Source organism: Mitsuaria sp. PDC51 (assembly GCF_900113225.1).
Classification (GTDB): Bacteria; Pseudomonadota; Gammaproteobacteria; order Burkholderiales; family Burkholderiaceae_C; genus Roseateles.
The window spans coordinates 540,328-555,747 of sequence record NZ_FOZE01000001.1 but is presented as its reverse complement, the minus strand read 5'-3'; the positions used below and the strand labels follow the sequence as shown (position 1 = coordinate 555,747).

Below are 15,420 nucleotides of genomic sequence, written 5' to 3'. Positions count from 1 at the left end.
ATGCCGACGCGCGCCCCCTCGATCCTGATGACTGTTGTGCTGGTCCTCATGTTCGGCGCGGCGCACGCGCAGCCCGAGAGCGCCAAGCCCAAGCCCGCGCAGGAACGCACCTTCGGCTACTACCGCTGCGGCCCGCAGGGCCTGGACCTGCGCGACAGCCCCTGCCCCGACGGCCCGTCGCAGGCGCTGGACCTGCCGCAGGACCGCGTCGATCCGAAGGAGGCCGCCGCCGCCCGAAAGCGCGCCGCCGACGAGTCCCGCGAGCTCGCAACGCGGCAGCGCGAACGCGAACGCCTCGCGGCGCAATCGCCCGCGCCCGCCGCCGCCGGCATCGACGGCTCCATCGAACCCCGGCCGCCGAAGGCGTCGACGCGCCCCTCCAAGCCCGCCGATCCGAAGAAGCCCAAGCCCAAGGATCCGAAGCAGCCGCCCAGGAAGAAGCCCAAGCTGCCGAAGTCGCCCGACCCGTCGCTGCCGCCCAAGCCGACGACCAAGCCCGGCAAGAAGGCGCCCGCGATGGTCGGCGATGGCGCGCTCCAGCCACTGCCCAGACGCGGCGAGGCGGAAACACCTCGCTAGAATGCGCGCCGTTGGTGCTCGCGCGGACATTGCGTCCGTGCAGTTAAACGGGAATCAGGAAGCGGGCGCATCGCCGATGCGCGAGCCAACCTGAGCTGTCCCCGCAACGGTAAGTGGCCGCCGGCCGCGCGCCCCGGATCCTGACGAAGGACCCGGCGCGCCGCCGGCACTGCCTGTCCCCATGTCCACTGGCGCGCCCGCGCTGGGAAGGACACAGGCAGCGGCCACCAGCCCGGATACCGGCCAACAGGTGGTGCCCGCCAGCCGATCCCGACCCGCCCACCCGGTGGATCGACGACGCAGCCGGCGGCATCGTTCCTCAGACGTCCTGCGGGTGAGCAGGGCCCTGAACCCGTCGTTGGTCCGTTCTCATGCTTCCGTTCGTTTCGCGCGCGCGCGCCGGTGCCCGCTCGCTGCTCGCCTTCACGCCGCTGGCGCTCGCCGCCACGGCCTTCGCGCAGTCCGCGCCCTCCTCCACCCCGGACGTTTCCTCGGCCGACGCCACCGCTCCCGCGAGCCGGCTCGACGAAGTCACCGTCACCGGCTCGCGCAGCCCGATGCGGCTGGGCGACATCGCCGCCGACCTCGCCGTCATCAACCGCGACACCATCGAGCGCCAGGGCTTCGGCAACGTCGCCGCGCTGCTGCGCAACGTCGCCGGCCTGCAGATGACCAACAACGGCGGGCCGGGCAACACCACCTCCGTCTTCATCCGTGGCGCCGAGACCCGCCACACCGTCGTCCTGATCGACGGCGTGCGCATCGACGGCCAGTCCACCGGCGGCGCGCGCTGGGAGAACCTGCCGGTCTCGCTGATCGATCGCGTCGAGGTGCTCAAGGGCCCGGCCAGCGCGCTGTACGGCTCCGACGCCATCGGCGGCGTGGTGCAGATCTTCACGCGCCAGGGCAGTGGCCGGCCGCAGCTGGACCTGGGCGTCGGCGGCGGCAACCTCGGCCAGGTCAAGGCCGACGTCTCGCTGCTGGGCGGCAGTGCGGACTTCGACTACGCCGGCTCGCTGGCCGTCGACCGTGGCACCGGCTTCAACGCCTACGGCCTCACGACCAGCAGGAGCTTCAATGCCGACAAGGACGGCTGGCGCAACTACAACGGCAGCCTGCGCCTGGGCGGCCGCATCGCCGAGGGCCAGCGCCTGGAGCTGCTCGGCCTGAAGAGCCGCAGCGACATCGGCTACGACGCCGGCAAGAACGCCGACGACCGCGGCATCACCGAATCCATCGCCGCCAAGCTCAGCCTGAAGTCGGTCTGGTCGCAGGCGCTGTCGACGCAGCTCTCCGTCGGCCAGTCCGAAGAGAACTACGAGACGCGCCCCAGCGCCCCCTACCTGACCAGAACCCGCATCCGCAGCGCCTCGCTGCTGGGCTTCTACCGGATCAATGCCGCGCACCAGCTCAATGGCGTGCTGGAGCGTCGTGAGGACCGCCTCGTCAACGCCGACCTGGTCGGCGGCGGCGCCGGCACGCGCAGCCAGAACGCGATCGGCCTGAGCTACCTCGGCACGCTGGGCGCGCTGAGCCTGCAGGCGCACGGTCGCCATGACGACGACAGCGAGTTCGGCGGCATCGACACCGGCAGCCTGGCGGCCGGCTACCGGCTCGGTGGCGGCTGGCGGGTGACGGCCTCGGCCGGCAACGCCTTCCGCGCGCCGACGCTGTTCCACCGCGGCAGCGTCTACGGCCCGGACATCAGCCGGGGCTTCCCGGAACTGCGGCCGGAGCGCGGCCACAACCGCGAGGCCGGCCTGGCCTGGGCCCAGGGCGACCTGGACTTCGCCATCACCACCTTCCGCAACCGCGTCAGCGACCTGATCGCCTTCGGCGCCGCGGGCAGCTGCCGCTCCACGACCGGCTGCTACACCAACGTCGCGCGCGCGATGCTCAAGGGCACCAGCCTGAAGGGCGGCGCGACCCTGGGCGCGGTCAAGCTCAGCGCCACCGCCGACTTCCTCGACCCGACCGACGCCAACACCGGCCGCCAGCTGCAGCGCCGCGCCAAGCGCTTCGGCACGCTGCGCGCCGAAACGACGCTGCGCGCCTGGACGCTGGGCGCGAACCTGGTCGGCTCCGGCGAGCGCTTCGACGACGCCGCCAACAAGACCCGGCTCGGCGGCTACGGCCTGCTCAACCTGGACGCGCAGTTCGCGTTCGCCAAGGACTGGCGCCTGCAGCTGAACGTCGACAACGCGTTCAACCGCCAGTACCAGACGGCGAACTTCTACAACCAGGCGGGCCGGACCTGGTTCGTGATGCTGCGCTACGCGCCCACGCTGTGAACGCTGCCCGCCTCGACCGTCGTTCCCCGCCACGCGGACCCTCGCGGTAAGGTCCGCACTTCCCCTTCGCCCCGGAGCCTCGGATGCCTGCTCATCACCTGATCGTCGGCGGCCAGCGCAGCGGCAAGTCGCGCCATGCGGAGCGCCTCGCGCTGCGCTGGGCGCGCACGCCGGGCCATCGGGTCACGGTGGTCGCGACCGCCGAGGCCCATGACGACGAGATGCGCGAGCGCATCGCCCGCCACCGCGCCGACCGTCCGGCCGGCTTCGACACCGTCGAGGCGCCGCTGCGGCTGTGCGAGGCGCTGCGGGCGGCGGCATCGCCCCAGCGGCTGCTGGTCGTCGACTGCCTGACGCTGTGGCTCACCAACTGGCTGATGCCGATGGCCGGCGCGCCGCGCCTGGACGACTGGCGCGCCGAGTGCTCCGGACTGCGGCGCCTGCTGCCGACGCTGGCCTCGCCGGTGATCTTCGTGTCCAACGAGGTCGGATGGGGCGTGATGCCGATGGGCCGCGAGGTGCGCGCCTATGTGGACGAACTCGGCCGGCTCAACCAGCAGGTCGCGCGGCAGTGCGGCGAGCTGACGCTGATGGTGGCCGGCCAACCGTGGACGCGTCCGGTCGAGCCGCTCGACGAGGACCAGGACGACAACGAGGCCGCCGCCCGCGAGCGCGTCGACGCCACGGACAACGAGGAGAACAAGCGATGAAGTCGATGGGACCCCTGAGCCGCGCCGCGTTGTCGCTGGCCACGCTGGTGCTGACCGCGACCTCGGCGGTCGCCGCGCCGATCACGATCCAGGACGACCGCGGGCACACGGTGACCTTGCCGGACGTGCCGCGGCGCATCGTCAGCCTGCTGCCTTCGCTGACCGAGACCATCTGCGAGCTGGGCGATTGCGCCAAGGTCGTGGGCGTCGACCGCTTCTCCAACTTCCCCGCCAGCGTGCAGAAGCTGCCCCGGCTCGGCGGCCTGGACGACACCAGCATCGAGGCCCTGGTCGCGCTCAAGCCCGACGTCGTCGTGGCCGGCGTCTCGGCGCGCGTCATCGATCGCCTGGAGGGCTTGGGCCTGCGTGTCCTGGCGCTGGAGCCCAAGAGCATGAACGACGTCCAGCGGGTGCTGGGCAAGATGGGCCGGCTGCTCGGCAAGGAGGACGACGCGCGCCGCCTGTGGAACCGGGTCGACGGCCACATCGCGCAGAGCGCCGCCACGCTGCCGCCGGCCGCGCGCGGGCTGAGCGTCTATTACGAGGTCGACGCCGGACCCTATGGCGCCGGCACCGCCTCCTTCATGGGCGAGATCCTGGCCCGGCTCGGCGCGAAGAACATCATCCCGGCCGAGCTCGGGCCCTTCCCCAAGCTCAATCCCGAGTTCATCGTCCGCGCCGACCCGCAGGTGATCATGGTCGGCCAGCGCAACGCCGCGGGCCTGCCGCAGCGGCCGGGCTGGTCCGCGATCCGCGCCGTCAAGCAGCAGCGCATCTGCGTCTGGGTGCCGGCCGAGTCCGACGTGCTGGTGCGCCCCGGCCCGCGCATGTCGGAAGCCGCGGCGCTGATGGCGCGCTGCCTGCGCGAGGCGGCGCAGGGGCCGGTGGCCTGGCCGACCACGCCCTTCAACGCCCCGCCCGGAGGCATGCGCTGATGCGCGCCAAGTCCGCTCCGTCGGCTGCATCGGCCGCATCGGCCGCGTCCGCCAGGACCGCCGCGCAGTTCGTCGCGCTGCTCGTGCTGGGCGCGGTGCTGCTCGCGCTGGGCCTGGCGATCGGCAGCCTGGGCTGGAGTCCCTGGACCGAGGCCGGCGACACGATGCGGCTGATCCTCTGGGACATCCGCGCGCCGCGCTCCCTCGGCGCCTGGCTGGCGGGCGCGCTGCTGGCGCTGGCCGGCGCGGTCGCGCAGGGCCTGTTCCGCAACCCGCTGGCCGATCCCTACCTGCTCGGCTGCTCCGCCGGCGCATCGCTGGGCGTGGCCGCGCTGCTCTTCGTCATGGGCATCTCGCCGGCGGCGGCGGCGCTGGCGCTGCGCGTCGGCATGACCGGCGCGGCCTTCGTCGGCGCCATCGGCGCGGTGCTGCTCACGCTGGTGCTGGCGCGCGGCGTCACGCAGAGCCTGCGCCTGCTGCTGGCCGGGGTCGTCGTCGGCGTGGTGCTGGGCTCAGGCGCCGCGCTGCTGACGCTCATGAACCCCGACATCCTGCGCGCGATGCAGGCCTTCATGCTGGGCAGCACCGGTTATGTCGGCTGGAGCGCGGTGCAGGTCATGGCCGTCGCCCTGGGCCTGTGCCTGCTGACGGCGCTCGGCTGCAGCCGCACGCTGGACGCGCTGACGCTGGGCGAGGACACCGCCCGCTCGCTGGGCCAGCGCCTCACGCTCATCCGGCTGCTGCTGATCGCGGCGCTCTCGCTGGCGACGGGCGCGGCGGTCGCGCAGTGCGGGCTGATCGCCTTCGTCGGCCTGGTCGCGCCGCACCTGGTGCGCAGCTGGGGACCGACGACGCATGGCGCGCTGCTGCTGCTGTCCGCGCTGACCGGCGGCGCGCTGCTGCTGGCGGCCGACATCGCCGCCCGCTGGGTCATCGCGCCGCAGGAACTGCCGGTGGGCATCATCACCGCGCTGCTGGGCGGCAGCTACCTGCTGTGGCTGATGCATAGACGCAAGGCGCATTTCGGCGGCGCGGGAGGCGGCCAATGAGCGCCGCCCGATTCGACGACGGCGGCCGGCCAGGCGCTGGCGGCGTGCCCACAAGCTCTGGCGCATCCTTCGCGACCGGGGACGCGAGCACGTCCGCGACCGCGGCCGATGTCGCGTCCGCCACCGTCGCCATGGATGCTGGCCTCACCGGCGGTGCCGCGACGGCGCCCGACGCCGTGACGCTCGGCCACGTGCCCGCGCTGCGCATCGAGCTCCGCGCGCTGTCGCTGGGCCACCGCCAGGTCCTGCACCCGCTGTCGCTGGCGCCCGCGCCGCGCGCGTGGACGGCCATCGTCGGCCCGAACGGCGCCGGCAAGTCCACGCTGCTGCGCGCGATCGCCGGCCTGCTGCCCTTCGACGGCACGCTGACGCTGGACGGCAAGCCGTGGCCGACCTGGCCGGCGAAGGCGCGTGCGCGCCAGGTCGCGTGGCTGGGCCAGAACGAGACCGCGTCCGAGGACCTGACCGCCTACGACATCGCGATGCTCGGCCGCCTGCCCCACCAGCCCTGGCTGGCGCCGGCGAGCGCGGCCGACCATGCCGCGGTCGAGCATGCGATGCGCCAGACGCAGAGCTGGGACTGGCGGGACCGCGCGCTGGGCAGCCTCTCCGGCGGCGAGCGCCAGCGGGTGCTGCTGGCGCGGGCGCTGGCGGTGCATTCCGGCGTGCTGCTGATGGACGAGCCGCTGGCCCACCTGGATCCGCCGCACCAGAGCGACTGGGCGCGCATCGTGCGCGGCCGCGTCGCGGCGGGCGGCGCGGTGGTCAGCGTGCTGCATGAACTCAATGTCGCGCTGCAGGCGGACACGCTGGTCGTCATGGATGGCGGCCGCATCGTCCACCAGGGCCCGCCCCACGACCCCGCCACGCACGACGCGCTGCAGCGCGTCTTCCACCACCGCCTGCTGATCCTGCAGGTGCAAGGCCGATGGGTGGCGCTCAATGCATGAACGACGCGACAACGACGGAGCCGATGCCGCGATGACCGACTGCCCCGCCTTCCTGATCAGCGCGCCGGCTTCTGGCCAGGGCAAGACCAGCGTCACTGCGGCCATTGCGCGCTCGGCGCGCCGGCGCGGCCTGCGCGTGCGCGTCTTCAAGACCGGCCCGGACTACCTGGACCCGATGGTGCTCGCCCGCGCCAGCGGCCACACCGTCTACCAGCTCGACCTCTTCATGGGCGGCGAGGCGCACTGCCGCGAGTTGCTGGCGCAGGCGTCGCGCGAATCGGACCTGGTACTGGTCGAGGGCGTGATGGGCCTGTTCGACGGCAAGCCCAGCAGCGCGGACCTGGCGGCGGCCTTCGGCCTGCCGGTGATCGCGGTGATGGATGCCTCCGCGATGGCGCAGACCTTCGGCGCGCTGGCCACGGGCCTGGCGCGCTTCCGCGACGACATCCAGGTCGTGGGCGTGATCGCCAACCGGGTGGGCAGCGACGCGCACGCGCGCATGGTCGGCGAGTCCCTGCCTGCCGACCTGCCGCTGATTGCCGCGCTCAAGCGCGACGCGTCGCTCTCGCTCCCCGAGCGCCACCTGGGCCTGGTGCAGGCGCTGGAGCTCCCCGACATCGACGCGCAACTGGACACCTGGGCCGATGCCTGGGACGCAGGCACCGTCCTGGCTGCCCCCGCGGCTGCCGCCCGCACATCGACATCCCTGCCCGTCGCCGCACCGGCCCACGCGCCTGCCACGTTGACCGGCGAAGTCCTCGATGGTGGTGGGACGGGCGACCGGGGGCCCCTTTTCGGAACTCAAGGGAGGAATTTGCTTGCCGGTAGGCAAGCAAAGGTAGGAGATGGAGAAAAGGGGCCCCCGGTTGCCTGTCCGTCGCTCGATCCCGTGCAGCCCGGACTGCCGCTCACCGGCCGACGCATCGCCGTGGCGAGCGACGCGTGTTTCTCCTTCATCTACCCCGCCAATCTCGACCTCCTTCGCGCGCTTGGCGCGGAGGTCCTGACGTTCAGCCCGATCGCCGGCGAGCCCTTGCCCGCGTGCGAGGCCGTGTGGCTGCCGGGCGGTTACCCCGAGCTGCACGCCGCGGCGCTGCGTGCGCATGCTGGCTTCTTCAGCGACCTGGCCGCGCACCTGGCGGCGGGCAAGCCGCTGCTCGCCGAATGCGGCGGGATGCTGGTGCTGCTGGATGAGCTGGCCGATGCCGACGGCGTAGCCCATCCGATGGCGGGCCTGATGCCGGGCCGTGCCTCGATGCAGAAGCGGCTGGCTGCGCTGGGCTTGCAGTCGCTCGACTGGCCGGAGGGCGAGTTGCGGGGACACACCTTCCACTACTCGACGATGGCGACGCCGTGGTCGCCGGTGGCCACCGCGCGCAATCCCAACGCGGGTCGCGCGGCCGAGGCGCTCTACATCGCGGGCTCGCTGCGCGCGAGCTACGTGCATCACTACTTCCCTTCGAACCCGGCCGCGGTCGCCGCGTTCTTCGGCGGCGCCACCGCGGCCGCTGCCACGACCGCCGCCACCGCCGAGGCGGCCCCCGCCCACCCCCATCCTCTTGCCACGAACTGAGTTCCCCATGCTGCTCGAATCCGGATTCGCCCACATCGCGCAGGCCCTGCTGTGGCCGGTGCTGATCCTCGTCGCCCTGGGCTTCGTCTATGCGCTGTGGAGCGCCGGCGCCACGCTGATGGAAGCCGTGCAGCGGCGCCGTCCCGGCTACCGGCTGCTGCAGGTGCCGGCCGGCAGCTCGCTCGAGACGCTGGAGCTGCAGGTCGTGCGTCGCCTGGAGGCACCGCGCCTGCTGGGCCGCGTCGCCCCGCTGCTGGGCCTGATCGCGACCATGGTCCCGCTGGGCCCGGCGCTGCAGAGCGTCGCGGCCGGCCAGGGCCAGCAGGCGCTGGCGGTGTTCAGCTCGGCCTTCTCGGGCGTCGTGCTCGCGCTGGCCGCGGCGGCGATCGCGCTGGTCGTGTACTCGATCCGCCGCCGCTGGCTGCTGGCCGAGCTGCTGGCGATCAAGACCGAACAGGGCTGGGCATGAGCACCGGCCGCCGCCTGTCCATCCTCGCCGAGGAGGACGACGACCCGATGCTGTCCGCGGTGAACCTGGTGGACGTGTTCCTGGTGCTGGTCGTCGCGCTGCTGACGGCGGTCGCGCTGCAGCAGCAATCGCATGCGAACGAAACGGTGATCCGCAACCCCGGTCAACCGGGCATGGAGATCGTCGTCCGCAAGGACGGGCAGGAGATCAAGTACCGCGGCAACGGCGGCAGCGCCGAAGGCCAGGGGGAGCGCGCCGGCGTCGCCTACAAGATGAAGGACGGCTCCATCATCTACGTGCCCGAAGCCGGTGAGGCTGGCGCGGCCGGAACGCCGGGCGGCTCGCCCGCGGCCACGCCGGCCGGTCCCACGGGCCCTGCTGCGGGCGGCGGTCGCGGCGCCGCGGCGGCCCCCGCGCCGACGACGGCCGGAACGCCTCAGCCATGAGCGTCCGCGCCCTGCTGGCCCGCTGCCTCGCGGCCGCGGCCGCGGCCCTGAGCTTCTGCGCGGCGGCGTCGTGCGCGCCCGCGACCGCGGGCAGCGCGGCCGCGGGCACCCCGGTGCTCTTCCTCAGCGTCGACATCACGCCCGCGGCCAAGCATGCGCTGCTCGAGCGCGAGGGAAAGGCCGCCGGCTTCGCAGTCCGGCAGATCGAATACCCGCTGCGCGGCGCGCCCATCGAGCAGGATCCCGCGCTCGACCGCGCGCTGCGCGAGGCCGCGCTGGTCTGGGTCGACATCCCGCATGCGACCGCCGAGGCGCGGCTGCGCCCGATCGTCGATGCCGCGCTGCGGCGCGTCGGCAAGCCGGAGGCGCAGGTGCTGTGGATCCCCGCCGGCGAACCCACCCCTAGCGACCGCAGCCTGCGCGCCTACCTGCAGGCCGGCGGACCGAGCAACACGCGCACCGCCTTCGCGCTCGCGCGGGCGCAGCTCGCGGGCGCGCCCGCACCCGACCTCGGCCCACCGCAGTTGATCCCGCAGCGCGGCATCCACTACCCCGGCGCGCCGCGGCTCTTCGCCGACGCCGCCGAGTTCCGCGCCTGGGCCGCGCAGCAGGGCCTGCGCGGCGAGCCCGTGGCGCTGCTGCTGCACCGCTACCACTTCGTCCAAGGCAACACCGCCTGGCTGGACCGCTGGCTCGCGATGTTCCGCGAGCGCGGCCTGCTCGCCTACGCCGCCTTCAGCGGCCAGCTCAGCGACCAGCCGCTGTCGGCGCTGCTGGAGCGCGACGGCCAGGTCCAGGCCCGCGTGATCGTCAACCACAGCCTGCTGCCGCAGGGCGCCAGCCTGCAGCCCACCTTCGAGCGCTGGGGCGTGCCGGTGCTGCAGACGCAGCCCTACCGGCAGGACCAGGCCGCGGCCTGGGAAGGCAGCGAGACCGGCCTCTCGCAAGCCGACATTCCGTTCTACTTCGCGCAGCCGGAGGCGGCGGGCCTGATCGATCCGGTCGTCGTGGTCGCCCATCCGAAACGCGGCGAGCCTGAACTCATCGACCGCCAGGCCGCCAGCGTCGCCGGCAAGGCCGCGCGCTGGATCGCGCTGCAGACCCGGGCCAACGCCGACAAGCGACTGGTGGCCTTCGTCTACAACTATCCGCCCGGCGGCAGCAACTTCGGCGCGTCCTTCCTCAACGTGCCGCGCAGCCTCGCGCGCGTCAGCGAGGGGCTGAAGGACGCCGGCTACGCCGTCACGCCGAAGGCGGAGGCGGACTGGATCGCCGGCCTCAAGCCGCTGCTCTCGGCCTACTACCCCGGCACCGACCTGCAGGCCCTGCTCGACGCCGACCAGGCCGAAGCCTTGCCGCTCGCGCGCTACACCGCCTGGTTCGACGCGCTGCCCGCCGCGGTGCGCGATCCCATCGTCGCCAAGTGGGGCCCGCCCGCGAGCAGCCGCTATGTCGTGCGGCAGCGCGGCGAGCCGGTCTTCGTCATCCCGCGCCTGAAGCTCGGCGCGCTGACCGTGCTGCCGCAGCCGCCGCGCGAGGAGACCCTGCGCAACGGCCAGGATCCTTTCATGCATCGCAGCCGCACGCCGCTGTCGCATCACTACCTCGCCACCTACCTGTGGGCGCGGCAGGCCGACGCGATCCTCCATTTCGGCACGCACGGCACGCAGGAGTGGGCGCCGGGCAAGCTGCGCGGTCCCGACGTGTGGGACCCGGTCTGGCTGCCGCTGGGCGACACGCCGGTGATCTATCCCTACATCGTCGACAACCTCGGCGAGGCGCTCACGGCCAAGCGCCGCGGCCGCGCGCTGATGGTGAGCCACCGCACGCCGAGCTTCGCGCCGGCGGGCTTCAACGCGGGCATGGCCCACATGCATGAGCTGATGCACGAGTGGGAGACGGTCGATCCCGGCCCGACGCGCCAGGGGCTGGAGCGCCGCATGCTGCAGCAGTTCGTCGAGCACAACCTGCACCGCGACCTGGGCTGGAGCGCCGAGCGGATCGCGGCCGACTTCAGCGGCTTCCTGGAGCTGCTGCATCCCTACCTGGACCGCCTGGCGCAGAGCTCGCAGCCCAAGGGGCTGGCGGTCTTCGGCGTGGTCCCCGACGAGGACCAGCGCCGCGGCTCGATCCTGCAGCTGCTGCGCGTGCCCTTGATCGAGGCGCTGGGCGAGGACATCGACGAGGCCTTCCTCATCAACCACGAGGGCGTCGCGAAGGCGCGACCGGCCCGCTGGCTCGATGTCGCGCTCAAGGACGCGCAGGCGGCGAGCCAGCTCGACCTGCGGCCCTCCGCCTGCGTGGCCGTCGGCACGCCGGCGGCGGCATCGGCGGCATCGGCCGTGGCGGCCGAGGCGAAACACGCGGCGTCGGCTGCGGCGTCGACACCGGCGGGCAGCGCCAGCGCCGCGCACGCGCTGCCGGTGACCTGCGGCGACGGCTTCGTGCCCAACCGCGCGGCGCGCAAGCCGATCGACCAGGCGGCGCTGTACCAGCTCGCGCTGCGGGCGCAGGAGATGGCCGCGCGGCTGTCGACCGAAGGCGAGATGCCCGGCCTGCTGCGCGCGCTCGATGGCCGCTTCATCCCCGCGGCCTACGGCGGCGACCTGCTGCGCAATCCGGAGAGCCTGCCGACCGGCCGCAACCTCACCGGCCTCGACCCCGCGCGGCTGCCCACGCGCCAGGCCTTCGAGGCGGCGCAGGCGCTGTTCAAGCGCTGGTACGAGGAGCAGGCCCGGGCCGGCGCGGCGCCGACGCGGCTGGCGCTGTCGCTGTGGGCCGGCGAGACCTTGCGCCATCAGGGCGTGATGGAGGCGCAGGCGCTGGTGGCGCTGGGCGCGACGCCGGTGTGGGACGCCACCGGCCGTCCGACCTCGATCCGGCTGCTGAGCCTCGCCGAGCTGGGCCGGCCTCGGGTGGACGTGCTGCTGTCGATCACCGGCTCCTACCGCGACCAGTTCCCGGCGCTGATGAAGCTGGTGGACCAGGCGGTCGCCGCGGCCGGCGAGGCCGAGGCGGACAACGCCATCGCCGCCAACAACCGCGTCATCGCGGCCGAGCTGCGCCAGGCCGGCGTGCCGGCGGCGCAGGCGCGGACGCTGGCGCAGGCCCGCGTCTTCGGCAACCCGGCCGGCGACTACGGCACCGGCATCGCCGACGCGGTGCAGGACAACGGCCTGCAGGGCGGCGATGGCCGACCCGATCCGCGACTGGGCCAGCTGTTCCTCTCGACGATGAGCCAACCCTATGTCGACGGCGAGCCGCTCGCCGTGCCCGCGGGGCAGGCGCGCCAGGCGCTGGGCGCGCACCTGCGTCACACCGACGCGGCGCTGATGTCGCGCAGCAGCCACCTCTACGCGATGGTCAGCAGCGACGATCCGTTCCAGTACCTCGGCGGGCTGGCCGCGGCCGCGCGGGTCGCCGGCAACACGAAGGGCCTGGCCCTGCACGTGAGCCAGCTGCAGGACGCCGCCGAGGCGCACACCGAGACCGCCACACAGGCGATCGCACTGGAGATGCAGAGCCGCTACCTGCATCCCGGCTGGCTGAAGGCGCAGCAGGCCGAGGGCTGGGCGGGCGCGCTGCAGGTGCTCAAGGCGGTGCAGTACAGCTTCGGCTGGCAGAGCATCGCGCCGGGCACGGTGCGCGCCGACCACTGGCAGAGCTTCTACGACGTGCTGGTGAAGGACAAGCACCAGATCGGCGTGCCCGCGTGGCTCAAGCAGAACCCGCAGGCCTACGCGCAGGCGCTGGAGCGGCTGGTGCAGGCCGAGCGCATGGGCTACTGGCAGCCGGACGCGCAGACGAAGCAGGGGCTCGCCGCGCTGTACCGCGAGCTCACGAAGGACGCGCCGCTGAGCAACGAGCTGGCGGCCGTGCGGCGCTGGACGGCGGATCAACTGCCGCAGGCGGTGCCCGCGCTGCCGGTCGCGCCGGCGGCCGCGCCTCGCCCCGCGGCGAAGGCGCCCGAGCGCGCCCCCGCGGCCGTGCCGCCGACGCCGCCAGTGCCGACCGTGCGCGGCCTCGCGCTGCAGCGCGTGCCCGACGCGCCGAAGCCCGAGCCGCGTGCGGCGACGCAGCGCTCGCTCGAGCAGGCGCTCGCGTGGGTCGCGATGGCGCTGCTGATGAGCGCCGGCGCGATGTGGCAGGCGCGACGGGCGACGAACAACGACAACAACTTGAGCCCACAGGGGACTGCATGAACGCCAACGACTCCCACACACTGCGGGCACATCGCCCGACCGCCGTGGCCATTGCCATCGCCATCGCGATCGCAACAACGGCGACGGGCGCCGCCGCGCAGGCCGACCCATCGGGCACGCTGGACACCGTCCGCATCAGCAGCCGCGCGCAGCTCGGCGAAGCGGGCAGCGCCTCCGAGGGCGAGGTCGGCGTCGAGCGCCTGGCGCTGCGCCCGCTGCTGCGCCCGGCCGAGCTGCTGGAGGCGATGCCCGGCATGACCGTCACCCAGCACAGCGGCGACGGCAAGGCCAACCAGTACTTCCTGCGCGGCTACAACCTCGACCACGGCAGCGACTTCGCGACCTTCGTCCTGGGCATGCCGGTGAACATGGCCAGCCACGCGCACGGCCAGGGCTACATGGACCTGAACTTCCTGATCCCCGAGCTGGTCGAGAGCCTGCGCTACCGCAAGGGCGCCTTCGCCGCCGAGGACGGCGACTTCGCCACCACCGGCGCCTCGCGCATCGGCTACCTGGGCGAGATCGAGCGCCCCTATGCGCAGCTCACCGCCGGCCCCTACGGCTACCAGCGCGCGCTGGCCGCCGGCAGCGCGCGGGCGGGCGGCGGCTGGACGCTGCTGGGTGCCGTCGAGGGCAGCCGGTACGACGGCCCCTGGGACCAGCCCGAGGACCTGCACCGCCGCAACGCGGTGCTGCGGCTGACGCGCGGCGACGAGCGCAACGGCGCGCAGGTCGACCTGCTGAGCTACAGCGCCGGCTGGCGCGCCAGCGAGCACGTGCCCGAGCGCGCCATCGACAGCGGCGAGATCGGCCGCTACGGCACGCTCTCGCCCGACGACGGCGGCCGCACCCACCGCCACAGCCTGAGCGGCGCGCTCGCCTACAACCAGGGCGGCGGCCAGTGGACCGCGCAGGCCTGGGTGATCGATTACGCGCTCAACCTGTTCTCCGCGCCGTCGGGTTTCATCAACGGCCCGGACGGCGATCAGCACGAGCAGGCGGACCACCGCCGGCTCTGGGGCGGATCGCTCAAGCACCAGTTGCCGGCCGCCTGGCTGCCCGCCGACCAGACGCTGACCTGGGGCCTGCAATGGCGCCATGACCGGATCGGCACGCTCGGGCTGTACGACACCGTCGGCCGGGTCCGCACGCACACCGTGCGCGAGGACCGCGTCACGCAGGACAACGCCGGCGCCTTCGTCGAATGGGGCAGCCGCTGGACCGGCTGGCTGCGCAGCACCGTCGGCGCGCGCTGGGACACGATGCGGGCGACGGTCACGCCCACCGGCGGCGAATTCAACCTCGGCAATGGCGGCAAGGCGAGCCAGTCGCAGTTCAGCCCGAAGCTGGGCCTGATCGCGCGGGTCGCCTCGGACACCGAGCTCTACCTGCACTGGGCCCGCGCCTTCCGCTCCAACGACGCGCGCGGCGCGACGACCACGACCAATCCTGCCGACGGCAGCCCGGCCGACACGCTGCCGCTGCTGGCCCGCACGCAGAGCACCGAGCTGGGACTGCGCACCCGGCCGGCGTCGGGCTGGACCACCAGCCTGGCGCTGTGGCAGGCCCGGCTGGCGTCGGAGCTGGTCTTCGTCGGCGACGAGGGCGTGACCGAGGCACGCGGCGCGTCGCGGCGACTCGGCCTGGAGTGGTCCAACGACGTGCAGGTCGGCCGCGACTGGCTGATCGACGCGGACCTCGCCTGGTCGCGGGCGCGCTTCGTCGAAGCGACCTCGAATGAATTCGGCAGCGGCCGGCGCGTGCCCAATGCGGTGCCGGTCTCGGCCTCGCTGTCGGCCAACTGGGCGCCGGCGGGACGCTGGTCCAGCGGCGTCAAGCTGCGCTACCTGGGAGCCTATGCGCTCGAGGAGACCGGCACGCAGCAGTCCAAGGCGGTGTTCACCGCCAACTGGCGGCTCGGGTACCAGGTCAGCGAGCGCTGGCAGGTGGGGCTGGATGTGCTGAACGTCTTCAACACGAAGGCCAACGACATCGAGTATTGGGGCGCCGCCTGCACGCGGGCCGAAGGCGCGGGCTGCAATGGCGGTGCGGGGATCGACGGCCGGCTCGTCCATCCGATGGAGCCGCGCACCTTCCGCCTCAGCCTGCGGGCGCGGATCTGATCGCTTGAGGAGTCCTCCGCCCTTCCACCACCGCTGGCCCTCACCCCTTCCCTCTCCCGCAAGCGGGAGAGGGGGTTCACCGAGTCAATCGTC

11 protein-coding genes and 1 riboswitch are annotated in these 15,420 nt (G+C 73.3%); all 11 genes read left to right on the top strand.

Translation table 11 applies throughout. From position 1 onward, the window contains the following. The 11 genes from BM393_RS02490 to BM393_RS02440 all read left to right on the top strand — a co-directional run bounded on the left by BM393_RS02490 (window position 1) and on the right by BM393_RS02440 (window position 15,327). The gene (locus tag BM393_RS02490; protein WP_091721325.1) at window positions 1–579 is read left to right on the top strand and encodes a hypothetical protein; all 579 of its coding nucleotides are present in this window, start codon (window positions 1–3) and stop codon (window positions 577–579) included. After that, a riboswitch (cobalamin riboswitch) is annotated at window positions 575–842 on the top strand. (Overlaps the previous gene by 5 nt.) Before the next feature lie 108 nt (window positions 843–950). Further along, window positions 951–2,870 carry a TonB-dependent siderophore receptor gene (locus BM393_RS02485; RefSeq protein ID WP_091721322.1) on the top strand — a complete coding sequence of 640 codons (1,920 nt, stop codon included), beginning with the start codon at window positions 951–953 and terminating at the stop codon, window positions 2,868–2,870. 83 nt (window positions 2,871–2,953) lie between these two features. Continuing rightward, the gene (gene cobU, locus BM393_RS02480) at window positions 2,954–3,580 is read left to right on the top strand and encodes a bifunctional adenosylcobinamide kinase/adenosylcobinamide-phosphate guanylyltransferase (RefSeq protein WP_091721319.1); all 627 of its coding nucleotides are present in this window, start codon (window positions 2,954–2,956) and stop codon (window positions 3,578–3,580) included. Continuing rightward, window positions 3,577–4,515: an ABC transporter substrate-binding protein gene (locus tag BM393_RS02475; protein ID WP_310732142.1), complete on the top strand. Its 939-nt coding sequence runs from the start codon at window positions 3,577–3,579 to the stop codon at window positions 4,513–4,515. The genes cobU and BM393_RS02475 overlap by 4 nt, the downstream gene beginning before the upstream one ends. After that, window positions 4,515–5,564: an iron ABC transporter permease gene (locus BM393_RS02470; RefSeq protein WP_091721315.1), complete on the top strand. Its 1,050-nt coding sequence runs from the start codon at window positions 4,515–4,517 to the stop codon at window positions 5,562–5,564. Before BM393_RS02475 ends, BM393_RS02470 begins: the two co-directional genes overlap by 1 nt. Beyond that, on the top strand, window positions 5,561–6,514 hold the full coding sequence (locus tag BM393_RS02465) for an ABC transporter ATP-binding protein (RefSeq protein ID WP_310732141.1): 954 nt from the start codon (window positions 5,561–5,563) through the stop codon (window positions 6,512–6,514). Before BM393_RS02470 ends, BM393_RS02465 begins: the two co-directional genes overlap by 4 nt. A 31-nt stretch (window positions 6,515–6,545) precedes the next feature. After that, window positions 6,546–8,087, top strand: a complete 1,542-nt coding sequence (locus BM393_RS02460; RefSeq protein WP_091724948.1) for a cobyrinate a,c-diamide synthase — start codon at window positions 6,546–6,548, stop codon at window positions 8,085–8,087. A 7-nt stretch (window positions 8,088–8,094) separates the two neighbouring features. Beyond that, complete coding sequence (locus tag BM393_RS02455) at window positions 8,095–8,556, top strand: hypothetical protein (RefSeq protein WP_091721312.1); 462 nt, start codon at window positions 8,095–8,097, stop codon at window positions 8,554–8,556. Continuing rightward, window positions 8,553–9,002 (top strand): DUF2149 domain-containing protein, encoded by a 450-nt coding sequence (locus BM393_RS02450; RefSeq protein WP_091721308.1) that lies wholly within the window; start codon window positions 8,553–8,555, stop codon window positions 9,000–9,002. The genes BM393_RS02455 and BM393_RS02450 overlap by 4 nt, the downstream gene beginning before the upstream one ends. Beyond that, window positions 8,999–13,204, top strand: a complete 4,206-nt coding sequence (gene cobN, locus BM393_RS02445) for a cobaltochelatase subunit CobN (protein WP_091721304.1) — start codon at window positions 8,999–9,001, stop codon at window positions 13,202–13,204. The genes BM393_RS02450 and cobN overlap by 4 nt, the downstream gene beginning before the upstream one ends. A gap of 44 nt (window positions 13,205–13,248) precedes the next feature. Then, on the top strand, window positions 13,249–15,327 hold the full coding sequence (locus BM393_RS02440; RefSeq protein ID WP_217648375.1) for a TonB-dependent receptor: 2,079 nt from the start codon (window positions 13,249–13,251) through the stop codon (window positions 15,325–15,327). Window positions 15,328–15,420 lie beyond the last annotated feature (93 nt).